We start from the raw sequence: 13319 nt of genomic DNA, 5'->3' as shown, positions 1-13319 counted from the left end.
TATGCTCCGGGCGGTGTACCGACGAGTGACGTGAAATCGCGGACGAAATGTGCCTGGTCGTTGTCGCCGAGTTCGGTGGGCGACGCTGTCCGGGGCGACGGGGAATCGGACGCGAGCGGCGACATCGTTTGAGGCCGGTGGCCCCGGACGGTCCCCGTCCTCCCGTTCCGATATGGGTGCTGAACAGTCACCGCATGCGCGCACCGTCATTCCCGTCCGCCTCGTGGGGTGCGTCGCTCGGGTGACGACCGGGTCGGCGGCGGTCGTGGAGACCACGGTTCTCGCGGCCCGATCGGAGTCGGTGAGCGGTCTGATCCGGCCGGTGAACAGCCGATCGAAGTTCGAGGCCCGCGTCCACCCGCAACATCCGGGACGATCTTCGCCGACGTGCCAGCCTCGATGCGTCCGTTGTTCCGTTCGATTGTTCCGTTCGACGACGCTGCCGTTCCACTCCCCGGAGCGCCCGCGTCGTCCGGCCGTGACCCGCTCGGAGCAGGTGATACGCCCTCTCAGACCCTTTCCGGCGTATTTGTGTGAAATCTCTGTCAGAGCGTGACTAACGCGCTACTCTCCGACGCATTCGCTTCGTGTGGGGCTCATGCGGAGGTGGGGATGACTGCGGCCGATGGCTGGTTGTCTGACGTGACGTTCTGGGTGGACGGCGTGGCGGCCGGAGGGTCGGTCGGGCCGCCTCCGCCGGGTGGTGGGTCCGGTTCCGTGCCCACCGGCGCACAGGGCTTCAGCCTGAGCAGGGAAGAAGCTCAGAAAGCGCTGGACGACTTCGAGGAGATCTCCAACAAGCTCAGGGAAATGCAGGGGAAGGCCCACAGCCTGGTCATGCTGGAACGGGCCGCGGACGACCCCGCGAGCAGCTCGTTCCATCTGACCCTCGCCAACGGTGGGGGACGAGGCGGTGGCGCCTTCGACGCCGGTTACGAGCACATCCAGCGGGAGATCGCGTTCTTCGAGGTCCTCGTGGCTCGCCTCAAGACGGCGCTGGGTGAGGTGACCGGTGCCGACGAGGACGCCGAAGCACAGATCGGAAGTGCGGGTGCTCTGCCCGGTGAGGACAAGGGGTATCTCGAATGACACGTCTCCTGCGTGTGGTGGCGGGCCTGGGCGTCATCGGTCTGCTGGCAGCGGGATGTTCGACGGCGTCGGAGGCGGGCGACCAAGCCTCCCCGGAGACGTCCTCCGCCTCGCGGTCCGCGACTGCCGGTGACGACGAGGCGGGCATGTTGCCGCACAGTGGCGCACCGGCCGTGAGCGAGCCATTGCCGATCTCCGCGTTGCCCCCCGACCCGTGCCAGACCTTCACCCGCGCGCAGGTCGAGGAAGCACTCGGCGAGGACGCCCCGGAAGGGAAGCGGGACGACATCGAGACCGGCCCCTGGTGTTCGTGGCAGGACCCCGACACCGGCGCGACGATCTCGGCGAGCTTCCTCGTCACGACGAAGCAGGGGCTCAGCGGCCTCTACCGGAACGCCAAGCCGATCGCCAAGGTGTGGCAGGAGATCCCGAGTGTCGGTGGCTTTCCCGCGGTGGCGTTCCAACTGGCGGAGAACGAGGTGTCGTGCTCGGTGCACATCGGACTGGCGGACGAGTACTCGCTGGGAGTCACGGTGGCGCCCGCACGAGAGAGCCGAGGCGATGCCTGCGCGTTCTCCCAGCGACTGGCCGAGATCGCGGTGGCCAATCTGAGAGAGGGAGCGAGGTCGTGACGGGTGGTGGCAGCGATCGGCTCGGCGGCCTCTATTCCATCGCCGAGATCGTGCGGATGGTGCACGCCGGTGATGCCTCACTGTGGCTGGAGGGGGTGAGGACGGCACAGGATCTCTCCCGTGAACACGCGGTCGTCAGCGATAGCGGGCGGCGAGCACTCACGGATCTCGAGAGTTCGTGGACCGGTGGGGGCGCAGAGGCGGCCCAGGAGCGCATCCGTCCCGCAGTGGAGGCGACCTACCAGGCTTCGGAGGCCTACCAGGACAACGCGAGCACGCTCTCGGAGGTCGCGTCCTCGTTCGAGTGGCTGAAGGCCACGTTGGAGCCGATGCCCGACGAACCGCCGACACGGACCTTCTGGGATCGCATCACGCCGTGGGACACCGACAACGAGGTGGCGATCAACCAGTACGCCGAGCTGGAGGAGCGTAACCGGCGGATCTACGAGACGTACGTGGAGCACACCCAATCGGCGCAGGATCGAGTCACGTACGACTACGGCTGGCTCGACGAGTGGGACAGCGAGATCGCACTGCGGCGCGTCGGTGAGGGGCACGAGCAGAGCGAGACCGTGCGCACGTTGAGCGAGCGGCGTGACTCCGGTGACTCCACCTCGAAGGACAGTTCCGACGCGAAGCGCGGCGGAGGCGATGCGCGCAGCGACACGCAGCGAGACGACACGACGCGCGATGAGCCCGGGCTAGTCCACCCGTCGGAGCCGCGCGACGACTCGCCCGTCCGCGTCCACGAGCGGGACACGACCGGCAACGACGACTCGTCGTTCTCCGATCGGACGTCGTCGTCCGGCTACCGGACGACGACCGACCCGACGACCTACCGACCTGCGGCGCAACTGCCGTCGTCCCCGCCCGCCGGCGGTCCCGCGCCGACCGGGCCGACCGGGCCAGGTGCGCCGAATACCTGGTCTGTCGGTGGCACGCCTGTCACGGGGTACACCGGAGCGCCGGGTGGCGGCGCGACGGGCGGCTCGGGCGGGTTCGGTCCGGGCGGTGCGAGGTCGGCCGTGCCAGGCGGCCCGGGCAACGCCCCGGCACCGGGTCGTGGCAGCGGGGCGATGCCGTTCGGGCCGGCGGCGAACGCCGGGCAGGCCGGGCCCAGGGCAGCAGCCGGTATGGCCGGACGCGCCGGGATGATGCCGATGGGTGCCATGGGCGGCGCCGGTGGTCGTGGTCAGGGCGGTGAGGACTCCGAGCATCAGCGTCGCTTCGTCCAGGACACCGACGAAGCGTTCTCGTTGGACGGCGGTGACGACGACCTGCGTGATCCCGAGACGGGTCACTTCGTCGTGCCACCCACCCTCGGCGAGTAGGCGGTGAGTGTCGTGTTGCACCAGGCGGTCGCCGTCCCCAGGGCGGCTCTGCTCCACGCGTGGAATCTCGAAGCTCCCGGGGATGTCCACCCCGCGCTGCGATCGTCCGGCCTGTACGTGCCGGACGACCGTGCCGAGGAGGTCACCAGGGAAAGCCTCCGGCTGCTCGCCGAGGCCGGACTGCCGTCGGGGCAGGACGGGACGCTCCGCGAGGTCCTGTACACGCTGGCCCGGCCGAGCCGCGAGGTGTACGGGTGGAGCAGCTACGCCGATCCGAGTCTGGACACCGCGTCGTTGGTGGCCGAACGCGAGGGGGTCGCGGTGGGGGTGACCGTCCACGGCGATCAGGTCCTGCTTCGGCCGGTCGAGCCACGTGATCTCGTCGAGGAGCTCGTGACGAGCCTGCCCGCCGTGCCGGCCGCGGCCGTGCCGCCGCTTCGCGTCGCCCGAGCCGAGATCGACGGTGAGGGGGAGGACGGCCGGTGGCGGTCCGGCGTCACCGAGGTCGAGGGCTTTCGTCGACAGCTCGCCCGCCCCCGGGACGGGGCCCACCAGTTGTACGGCGCCGTGACCGTCGACGGCGTGCGCCGTCGGAGTCGCCCGCTGTCCGTGCTCGACGTCTCCGGGCTCGGTCGCATGCTGGTCTTCCTCGACGCTGACGATCACGTCCACCGCCGACCGGGTACTCCCGCCGAGCTCACGGGCGCACTGCACACCACGTTGAGCGGCCTGTGACGGCCGGCGAGCGCTCCGGGACGGCGTCTCGACACACGGACCGGCCTTGTCGGGGTCGGTCCGTGGCATCGGAGCCGCTCGCGACCTCGTTGTGTCGAGGATCACGGCTCGAATCCGAGGCCGACTCGGGGTCGGGTCGGCCTCGTGATCGAGAAGGTGCTCGACTGGCGAAGGTGTCCCGACGCGGCCTCCCGCGGTGGTCGCACTCGCCCGGCCGACACCCCGGCGAGCGGCGTGTTCGCGGTGAGCGGACAACGCCCCGCACCGGAATTCCCCCATGGAGCGCTTCGTTGTTCCGTACGTCAGCAGCCAGCAACGAGTCGACTGTGAGCGTGTCCTCCGCGAGTGCTCGCGGCGCTTCAGGGCCTGCTCCGTGAGGTTCCATCCGCACGAGTGGTAGCCACGCAACGTGTGCTCGGCTACTACAGTGGTCATACGGTGCCGAGCTCACCGGTGGAGCGAACCGGTAGGAGTGTCGGGCCGCCGGCGCAGCAGTCGAGGGAGTGGGAATGTTCGAAAGGTTCACCGACCGCGCGAGGCGGGTGGTTGTCCTGGCCCAGGAAGAGGCCCGGATGCTCAACCACAACTACATCGGCACCGAGCACATCCTCTTGGGTTTGATCCACGAGGGTGAGGGTGTCGCCGCCAAGGCGCTCGAGTCGTTGGGTATCGCGCTGGAGGGTGTCCGCCAGCAGGTCGAGGAGATCATCGGCCAGGGCCAGCAGGCTCCCAGCGGGCACATTCCCTTCACTCCGCGAGCCAAGAAGGTGCTGGAGCTGTCTCTGCGTGAGGCGCTGCAGCTCGGCCACAACTACATCGGTACCGAGCACATCCTGCTGGGCCTGATCCGCGAGGGTGAGGGCGTGGCGGCGCAGGTGCTCGTGAAGCTGGGCGCCGACCTCAACCGGGTTCGTCAGCAGGTGCTCCAGTTGCTGTCCGGCTACCAGGGCAAGGAGCCCGCCGAGGCCGGTACGGGCCGTGGCGAGGGCACCCCGTCGTCGTCGCTGGTGCTCGACCAGTTCGGGCGCAACCTCACCGCCTCCGCGCGGGAGAACAAGCTCGACCCGGTGATCGGGCGCAGCAAGGAGATCGAGCGGGTCATGCAGGTGCTGTCCCGCCGTACGAAGAACAACCCGGTCCTCATCGGTGAGCCCGGCGTCGGCAAGACCGCCGTCGTGGAGGGTCTCGCCCAGAACATCGTCAAGGGCGAGGTGCCCGAGACGCTGAAGGACAAGCAGCTCTACACGCTCGACCTCGGGTCGCTGGTGGCCGGTTCGCGCTACCGCGGTGACTTCGAGGAGCGGTTGAAGAAGGTCCTCAAGGAGATCAAGACCCGGGGCGACATCATCCTGTTCATCGACGAGCTGCACACGCTCGTCGGCGCGGGTGCCGCCGAGGGTGCGATCGACGCGGCGAGCATCCTCAAGCCGATGCTGGCCCGTGGTGAGCTCCAGACGATCGGTGCGACCACGCTCGAGGAGTACCGCAAGTACATCGAGAAGGACGCCGCGTTGGAGCGCCGGTTCCAGCCGATCCAGGTCGGCGAGCCGTCGCTGGAGCACACGATCGAGATCCTCAAGGGGCTGCGCGACCGTTACGAGGCGCACCACCGCGTGTCGATCACCGACTCGGCGCTGGTGGCCGCGGCGACGCTCGCCGACCGCTACATCAACGACCGCTACCTGCCGGACAAGGCGATCGACCTCATCGACGAGGCCGGTGCGCGGATGCGCATCCGCCGGATGACCGCGCCGCCGGACCTGCGCGAGTTCGACGAGAAGATCGCCGACGTGCGGCGGGAGAAGGAGTCGGCCATCGACGCGCAGGACTTCGAGCGGGCCGCTCGACTGCGCGACGAGGAGAAGACTCTGCTCGGCCAGAAGTCCGAGCGCGAGAAGCAGTGGAAGGACGGTGACCTGGACGTCGTCGCCGAGGTCGACGACGAGCAGATCGCCGAGGTCCTTGCCAACTGGACCGGTATCCCGGTGTTCAAGCTCACCGAGGAGGAGACCACGCGTCTGCTCCGCATGGAGGACGAGCTGCACAAGCGGATCATCGGCCAGGAGGACGCGGTCAAGGCCGTGTCGCAGGCCATCCGCCGTACGCGGGCCGGTCTGAAGGACCCGAAGCGCCCGTCCGGTTCGTTCATCTTCGCCGGTCCGTCCGGTGTCGGTAAGACCGAGCTGTCCAAGGCGCTGGCCAACTTCCTGTTCGGTGAGGACGACGCGCTCATCCAGATCGACATGGGTGAGTTCCACGACCGCTACACCGCCTCGCGGCTGTTCGGTGCCCCTCCGGGCTACGTCGGCTACGAGGAGGGCGGCCAGCTCACCGAGAAGGTGCGCCGCAAGCCGTTCTCCGTGGTCCTCTTCGACGAGATCGAGAAGGCCCACCAGGAGATCTACAACACGCTGCTGCAGGTGTTGGAGGACGGTCGCCTGACCGACGGTCAGGGTCGCACGGTCGACTTCAAGAACACGGTGCTGATCTTCACCTCGAACCTGGGCACGCAGGACATCTCCAAGTCCGTGAGCCTCGGCTTCTCTTCCGGTTCCGACGAGACCGGTCGGTACGAGAAGATGAAGCAGAAGGTCAACGAGGAGATGAAGAAGCACTTCCGGCCCGAGTTCCTCAACCGGATCGACGACATCATCGTCTTCCACCAGCTCACGCAGGAGCAGATCATCCAGATGGTGGACCTGATGGTGTCCCGCGTGGAGGAGCAGCTCAAGGCCAAGGACATGGCTCTGGAGCTGACCGACAAGGCGAAGGCTCTGCTGGCCAAGCGGGGCTTCGACCCGGTGCTCGGCGCCCGGCCGCTGCGCAGGACCATCCAGCGGGAGATCGAGGACCAGCTGTCCGAGAAGATCCTGTTCGGCGAGGTGCAGCCCGGTCAGATCATCATCGTGGACGTCGAAGGCTGGGAGGTCGGCGACGCTCACGACGACCAGGCGAAGTTCATCTTCCGTGGCGAGCCGAAGCCGTCGGACGTGCCCGATGCCCCGCCGGTGAGCATCGCCGCCGCGGGTACCGAGGAGCCCGGCGAGTCCGAGCAGGAGTGACCGACAACTGAAAAGCCAGTCCGGAGGGCCCTCGCACAGCACGTGCGGGGGCCCTCCGGCGTGTCGGAGTGAGGGACGCTCTGCCGTCCCGAGCCCCGATTCAGGTCAGGAGTTCGTCGAGCGTCGTGAGAGCGGCCAGCGCGCCGACGGGCAGGGAGACCCCGCGGCCGTGGCGGACCTCGGGCTCACGGGGATTGATGCGAACGAGGCCGCCGTTCGCCGCGCTCGCCAGTTCGGCCTGCCTGCGCACGGTGGGGACGGCGCGCCCCGCGCCGAGTTCCACGACCACGAGGGAGCGCTGGGTCCGCCGCCACGCGGTGAAGGCGTCGAGCTGTCGTTGTGAGCGGTCGGGCACCCAGTCGTAGTCGCCGAACATGAGGATGTTCGGCCGGGCGAGCGACCCGCAGCGCGGGCACGACGGCAGGGGAGTGCGGGCGCGCATGGACTCCGGGTCGACGTCGATCACGACGTCGTCGGCGGGCCAGATCCCGATCCCGCAGTGGGCGAGACACTGGAGGTGGTGGATCGAGCCGTGCACCTCCGCCACGTCGGCGAAACCGGCCCGCTGGAACTGACCGTCGACGTTCGACGTGAAGACGTGCACCCCGCCCGGCTTGGCCTCACCCCACTTCCGCAGAATCGCGAACCCGTCGTGGGGGTGTGTCCGCCGGTACAGGTCGAGCCGGTGTCCGTAGAAGCCCCAGGCCAGTTCCGGGTCGGCGGCGAAGTGTTCGGGGTCGGCGATCTCGACGAACCGCAAGCCGAGCCGTGCGTACGGCGGGTAGGCACGCCAGAACCCCTCGTCGCCCCGGAAGTCCGGCAGCCCGGAGTCGACACCCATGCCCGCTCCCGCGCACACGAGCAGCGCGTCGGCCGAGGAAATCAGTTCGGCCGCGCGCTGGTACTGCTCGTGCATCTAGGAGGCGGGACCGGAGCTCTGTACGACCTCGAACTCCAGCAAATCCGCTCCGTTGGCCACGGACTTGCCCTGGTGACCGGCGTGGGCCTCGCGGGCGGGACCGTTGGCCCATGCCTGGAAGTGTTCCTCCGACTCCCACTTCGTGTAGACGAAGTAGCGGTCGTCGCCCGCGACGGGGCGCAACAGCTCGAAGCCGAGGAAACCGGGCTGGTTGTCGACGGCGTGCAACCGGGCGGCGAACCGCTTCTCCAGTTCGGGACCCGCTCCCTCGGGAACGGAGATTGCGTTGATCTTCACGACTGCCATACCGAACACGGTAGTCGTCGTTCGGCGACCGGCTCGGGTCAGCGGGGCTTCGGGTGCAGGTGCTCCTCGGCAGGGCGCTCGGTGCCGCGGAACCAGGCTTGGAAGAACTCGTCCAGGTCCTCGCCCGACACCTGCTCGACGAACTCCTCGAAGTCCTCCCACCGGGCGTTGCCGTGGGCGTGTTCGGTGGGCCAGCGGCGCAGTACCTCGGCGAAGGCCTCGTCACCGATGCGCAGGCGCAGAGCGTGCACGGCCACGGGGCCCTTCTGGTACACGGCGCCGAACTCGTTGCCCGCGCCCATGTCGTAGAGGGGCAGCGACCAGAGCCCGTCACTCATGTTCGCCACCTGCGTGCGGTACCGGGCGTCGAGGTCGGCGTCCCGGGTCTCCTCGGCCCACAGCCAGGTGGCGTAGCCGGCGAAGCACTCGTTGAGGCAGATGTCGGCCCACGAGTGCACCGACACGGAGTTGCCGTACCACTGGTGGGCGAGCTCGTGGACGAGGAGGTCGGCGTCCGCGTCGAGCGGGTAGGTCGGGGTGCCCTGGGTCTCCAGGGCGAAGCCCGGATTCGTGTCGAGGTAGACGCCGCCGACGGTGCTCGCGGGGTAGTCGCCGAAGTGGGACTCGAGGAATTCGACGATCCGCGGGGTGTGCTCGGCGGCGGCGCGAGAGGTGTCGGCGCCGGGGGAGAAGACGTTGCGGACGGGCGTGCCGTCCGCGAGTGTCGCGGTCTCGACGTCGAACTTGTCGACGGCGAACAGGGTGAGGTAGCTCGCCACCGGCGTGTCCTCGGTCCACGTCGTGGTGGTCCAGCCGTCCTTCGTGGTGGCCTTGCCCGTCCGACCGACCGAGACGGCGGTCCAGCCTTCGGGGACGGTGGCGGTGAGGGAGAACGCTGCCTTGTCGCGGGGATGCTCGTTCGCCGGGTACCAGAACGACGCCGATTCGGGCTCGCCGAAGACGTAGGCGCCTCCGGACGGCGTGCGGTACCAGCCGTTGCCGCCGAGCTGTCCGCGGTTGGCGACCACGGGCGTGCCTTCGTAGCGCACGCGGGTGCGGAACTCCGTCCCCTCGCGCACCGGGTTCGCGGGCGTGACGACGAGCTCGGCCGCTCCTTCCCTGGTGAACTCGGCGGGCTCGTCGTCCACCTCCACGGAGGTGATCGCGAATCCCCGCAGGTCGAGGTGGAATTGCGAGAGGTCCTGGGAGGCCCGCGCGACGACCGTGGTGTCGCCGGTCAGCTCGTGCTCGCCCGGGTCGTAGCGGACGTCGATTTCGTAGCGGTCGACGTCGTACCCGCCGTTGCCCGCCTCGGGGTAGTACGCGTCACCGATTCCCGCTGCCCCGTGGGTCGGCGCGGGGGCGGGTTCGGACGGAGCTTCGGTGTCGGTGCACGCGGCTACGATGCAGGCGATCCCACACAGTGCTGCCAGCCTGGCGCGGCGGTCGACCATGGAGTGAGCCTAATGCCAGTTCGATCTTCCCTGGCCCCGAGTGTGGTCGACTTCGGCGGCAGCGGGCGGCCCATCGTGCTGTTGCACGGGCTCATGGGGCGGGCGACCACGTGGTGGCGGGTGGCCCGATGGCTGACGTCGTACGGCCACGTCGTGGGGCTCGACGCCCGGGCGCACGGTCGGGCGCGGCGGCGAGGCTCGTGGCGCACGGAGGAGTTCGCCGACGACGTCGCTGATCTCGTCGCGGACCTCGACGCCGGGCCGGCGGTCCTCATCGGACATTCGATGGGCGGGCTGCACGCGTGGGTCACGGCGGCGCGCGCGCCTCAGCTCGTCGACGCCGTGGTGACGGAGGACATGGCGCCCGACCAGCGCGGCAAGACCGTGGACGCATGGCGTTCCTACTTCGAGGCGTGGCCTGTGCCGTTCCGGTCGCTCGCCCACGTGTCGGAGTTCTTCGGCGACCTGGGCGACTACTTCGTCGAGTGCGTGGAGGAGCGCGACGACGGCTACCACTTGATCGCGGATCTGGAGGACCTCTACGCCATCGCCTCCGAATGGGGACGGCGTGACTACTGGGACTACCTCGACGCGGTGCGGTGCCCGATGCTCGTGATCGAGGCTGAGCACACCAGCATGCCGCCCGGCCAACAGGCCGAGATGGCGAGACGAGCCCGCAACGGGCGTCACCTCGTGGTCGCGGACGCGGGGCACGTCGTGCATCACGACCAGCCGGAGGTCTACCGGGGAGCGGTCGAGGCGTTCCTGAGCGAGCTCGACTCCCGATGACGCCGCGGCGCCGAAGGCCGCCGACAGCGGTGTACCCGTGTGGCCGGGCCATCCCCCTCAGCGGCCCGGCCACGCTCGGCCGGTCGATCCGGCCGAGCCCGGGTAGGTCGGAGGACGCGGCGTCCTTGTTGCCGCAGTCCGAGGAAAACAGTCGTCTTGCCGAGGAAAACTGCTGGTCACGCTCGTGGTTCGAGCGAAGGGGCGTAGTGTAGTTAAGGCTCTTAACGACAGCGGCGTGAGGATAGCAGACGACTGTGTCGGTGTCACAGTCGTTCGCGTATGCTGCCTGCGGCATTCGGTGGAGGTGTGGTGGCGACGACTCGGCGGGAGCGGCTTCGGGCCGCTTTGGACCGTGACCTTCGCCGTTCGGCGCGTAGGCTCCTGGTGGGTGGCGGCATCGACGCGGTGACGCTCGCCGCCATCGCCCGAGAGGTCGGCATCACGCCGCCCGCCATCTACCGCTACTACCGCAGTCGTGACGACCTGCTGCTCGCGTTGGCGGAGGATCTGATCGGCGAGCTCGTGGGCGAGTTGCGGGCCGCTGCCGCGAAATTCCCCGACGAGCGCCCCGATCAGCAGATCACGGCCATGATCAGGGCTTTTCCGGCCTGGGCGACGCGGAACCGCGCGGAGTTCGGTTTCGTCTTCGCCGCGCCGCCACCGGTGGCGGGACACCTGCACCGGGAGATCACCGAGGCGTGGACGATCGCCGTGGGCGGCGCGTTCGGGGAGCGGTACCTGCGGCTGTGGGAGCAGCAGCCGTTCGAGGTGCCTGACGAGAGCGAGCTCGAATTCGGCCTGTCGAAGCAGCTTGAGGGCTACCGTTCCGTCGTCCGGCTCGACCCGATGCCGCTGGGTGCGATCCTGGTCTTCGTCGAGTGCTGGTCGCGCATCTACGCCTCGATCTCGTTCGACGTGTTCGGACTGTTGAGCACGCCGTTTCCCGACATGAGCGTGATGCACGAGCGCATGTGCCGCGCGATCTGCGAGCGCCTCGGTATCTCCTACGAGCTCCCGGCAGCTCCCGAGCGCGACTGACGAACGCAGAAGGCCGGGCCGTCCGCGTGGACGACCCGGCCTTCAGGTGTCGGTCAGCGGGCTGCGAGGCGCTCCCACAGGTCGACGCCGAGGAAGCCGCGCTCGTCGGACTGGGCGCACGCCTTGCAGGTGGGTTCGGCCATGCGGTTGTCGGCGGCGAAGGCCGCGACGGCGTCGCGGGTCGCGTCACCGAACACGCCGTCGACGGGGACGTCGTAGCCCCGCGCACGGAGGCGACGCTGGGCGAGCCGCACGTTCTCGCCGGTGTCGCCGGGCCGGAGCAGCGGCGTCGGCGCGGGCTGCTTGACCGCGACGCCGAGTCGGGCCGCGACCTCCTCCCGCAGCTCGGGCAGTCGCGCGTACAGGACGTCGCCGGGGCAGGCGGTGGAGTTGAAGTCGCGGTGGCCGCGGATCAGGTCCGGGCTCACGTCGTACTGCGCGGCCATGTACGCCACCAGCGACACGAGCGAGTCCCACAGCGTCTGCGGCACGTCGACCTCCATGTAGAGGCCCTCGTTCTCGATGCCGATGACTTCGCTGTTGTGGTCGGCGACGTTGGCGCCGAGGACGTGCTGGGTTCCTCCGGTCAGCGCCTCGATGCTGCGGTGCCGGCCTTCGGTGATGTAGCCGCCGCGGCTGATGGTGAACTGCTGGCCGCTGTCGATCCAGCCGTTGGAGTCCATGTGGTAGTTCTGGATGCTGCGGGAGATCGCGAACGCCCGGTCGAGCGAGAAGTCGTCCGTGTTGCCGGGCTCCACCGTGTGGTGCACGACGATGTAGGTCGGCTTGCGGTCGAGCAGGGTGACGGGCTCGGACGGCGGCCGGGCGCCCCAGTCGGCGGTGCTGTACATGGTCGGTGCCGCCACCGAACGCACCGGGCGATTCCGGTCAGGGGAGGCGCTCGCGGTACCGGTCAGGGCGGCGGTTCCGAGGGCGGTGACGGCGAGGCCACCGCCGACCAACAGCGTGCGGCGGTCGAAGACGGGCTTTCGGGCCATGATGATCTCTCCCTCGCAGGCGGTGAGGTGAGGATCTTGCCAACTGCCCCTGCAAATCTGTCAATGCTCGCCGGGCAGCGCGAACCGGCCGTCGGCGGTCTGTTCCACGAGTCCGTCGGTCAGCAGGGAGGCGAGACACGCGTCTCGCTGACCGGCCTTCGGCCACGCCTGATCGAGGCGTGACTTCGCCACCGGTCCGGTGGTGTTCCGGAGGACGTCGAGCAGCAGTCCGCGGACGTGTCGGTCGGTGCCGCCGTAGCGCTGGGTCGGTCGCGTCGGACCCGTATACGCAGGTCGACCAGCCTTTTGCCAGGCGCAGGTGTCGATGATCGGGCAGTCGGCGCACCGTGGTGTGCGGGCCGTGCAGACCAGTGCGCCGAGCTCCATCAGCGCGGCCGAGAAACGTGCTGCGGGGCGCTCGTCCGGCCCTTCGGGAAGCAGCTTCTCGACGTCGTCGAGGTCCCGTTTGGTCGACGGCGGACCGGCCTCGCCGGCGCCGTGGACGGCCCTCGCAACCACCCTACGAACGTTGGTGTCCACGACCGGCGCGCGACGGCCGAAGGCGAAGGCGGCCACCGCCCGCGCGGTGTACGCGCCGATGCCCGGAAGCCCGAGAAGCGTGTCGACGTCGGCCGGCACCTCGTCGCCGTGCTCGGTCGCGATCGCCGTGGCGGCGGCATGCAGCCGGAGGGCGCGCCGAGGGTAGCCGAGCTTGCCCCAGGCCCGCACCACCTCGCCCTGCGTCGCAGCCGCGAGAGCCGACGGCGTCGGCCATCGGCGCAGCCATTCCTGCCACACGGGCAGCACCCGGGCCACCGGGGTCTGCTGCAGCATGATCTCGCTGACCAGCACGCCCCACGGAGTGCAGTCCGCGTGCCGCCACGGAAGGTCACGGGCGGCGGTGTCGAACCAGTCGATGAGTGTCTCGGCGTCGATGGACATCGGTCGACAAGGCTAGCCGGGGCG

At 69.2% G+C, this 13319-nt stretch carries 12 protein-coding genes; 7 read left to right on the top strand and 5 right to left on the bottom strand.

Annotated elements, in window-relative coordinates; genetic code table 11:
- Positions 1-612 precede the first annotated feature (612 nt).
- From JAV51_RS19625 to JAV51_RS19605, 5 genes are all read left to right on the top strand, one after another.
- Entirely contained in the window at positions 613-1089 is a 477-nt protein-coding gene (locus tag JAV51_RS19625) for a hypothetical protein (RefSeq protein ID WP_197322225.1), read from the top strand.
- Positions 1086-1721, top strand: coding sequence for a DUF3558 domain-containing protein (locus JAV51_RS19620; protein ID WP_197322224.1), 636 nt, complete (start codon positions 1086-1088; stop codon positions 1719-1721). The genes JAV51_RS19625 and JAV51_RS19620 overlap by 4 nt, the downstream gene beginning before the upstream one ends.
- Positions 1718-3052, top strand: coding sequence for a hypothetical protein (locus tag JAV51_RS20430; RefSeq protein WP_197322223.1), 1335 nt, complete (start codon positions 1718-1720; stop codon positions 3050-3052). The genes JAV51_RS19620 and JAV51_RS20430 overlap by 4 nt, the downstream gene beginning before the upstream one ends.
- 3 nt (positions 3053-3055) lie before the next feature.
- Positions 3056-3787 carry an ESX secretion-associated protein EspG gene (locus JAV51_RS19610; RefSeq protein ID WP_197322222.1) on the top strand — a complete coding sequence of 244 codons (732 nt, stop codon included), beginning with the start codon at positions 3056-3058 and terminating at the stop codon, positions 3785-3787.
- 509 nt (positions 3788-4296) lie between these two features.
- Positions 4297-6849 (top strand): ATP-dependent Clp protease ATP-binding subunit, encoded by a 2553-nt coding sequence (locus tag JAV51_RS19605; protein WP_197322221.1) that lies wholly within the window; start codon positions 4297-4299, stop codon positions 6847-6849.
- Positions 6850-6949: 100 nt separating this feature from the next.
- On the opposite strand, the gene JAV51_RS19600 is transcribed toward JAV51_RS19605, so the two are convergent.
- From JAV51_RS19600 to JAV51_RS19590, 3 genes are read right to left on the bottom strand one after another with little or no spacing between them, the layout of a single operon-like run.
- Positions 6950-7765, bottom strand: coding sequence for a Sir2 family NAD-dependent protein deacetylase (locus JAV51_RS19600; protein ID WP_197322220.1), 816 nt, complete (start codon positions 7763-7765; stop codon positions 6950-6952).
- A complete protein-coding gene (locus JAV51_RS19595) occupies positions 7766-8074 on the bottom strand; it encodes an antibiotic biosynthesis monooxygenase (protein ID WP_197322219.1) in 309 nt (102 codons plus the stop codon).
- Between the two features lie 38 nt (positions 8075-8112).
- A complete protein-coding gene (locus JAV51_RS19590; RefSeq protein ID WP_197322218.1) occupies positions 8113-9528 on the bottom strand; it encodes a M1 family metallopeptidase in 1416 nt (471 codons plus the stop codon).
- 12 nt (positions 9529-9540) lie between these two features.
- Here JAV51_RS19590 and JAV51_RS19585 point away from each other — a divergent pair, with 12 nt between their 5' ends.
- Positions 9541-10317, top strand: a complete 777-nt coding sequence (locus tag JAV51_RS19585) for an alpha/beta fold hydrolase (protein WP_197322217.1) — start codon at positions 9541-9543, stop codon at positions 10315-10317.
- 279 nt (positions 10318-10596) lie between these two features.
- A complete protein-coding gene (locus JAV51_RS19580) occupies positions 10597-11355 on the top strand; it encodes a TetR/AcrR family transcriptional regulator (protein ID WP_197322216.1) in 759 nt (252 codons plus the stop codon).
- Positions 11356-11408: 53 nt separating this feature from the next.
- On the opposite strand, the gene JAV51_RS19575 is transcribed toward JAV51_RS19580, so the two are convergent.
- Together JAV51_RS19575 and JAV51_RS19570 are read right to left on the bottom strand one after the other, a co-directional pair.
- Positions 11409-12353, bottom strand: a complete 945-nt coding sequence (locus JAV51_RS19575) for a peptidoglycan recognition family protein (RefSeq protein ID WP_197322215.1) — start codon at positions 12351-12353, stop codon at positions 11409-11411.
- A 60-nt stretch (positions 12354-12413) separates the two neighbouring features.
- The gene (locus tag JAV51_RS19570) at positions 12414-13295 is read right to left on the bottom strand and encodes an A/G-specific adenine glycosylase (protein ID WP_197322214.1); all 882 of its coding nucleotides are present in this window, start codon (positions 13293-13295) and stop codon (positions 12414-12416) included.
- Between the last annotated feature and the right edge of the window lie 24 nt (positions 13296-13319).

The organism is Saccharomonospora sp. NB11, from assembly GCF_015910535.1.
GTDB lineage: Bacteria > Actinomycetota > Actinomycetes > Mycobacteriales > Pseudonocardiaceae > Saccharomonospora.
The sequence above is the reverse complement of the archived record's forward strand: the minus strand, read 5'-3'. Positions and strand labels throughout refer to the sequence as shown.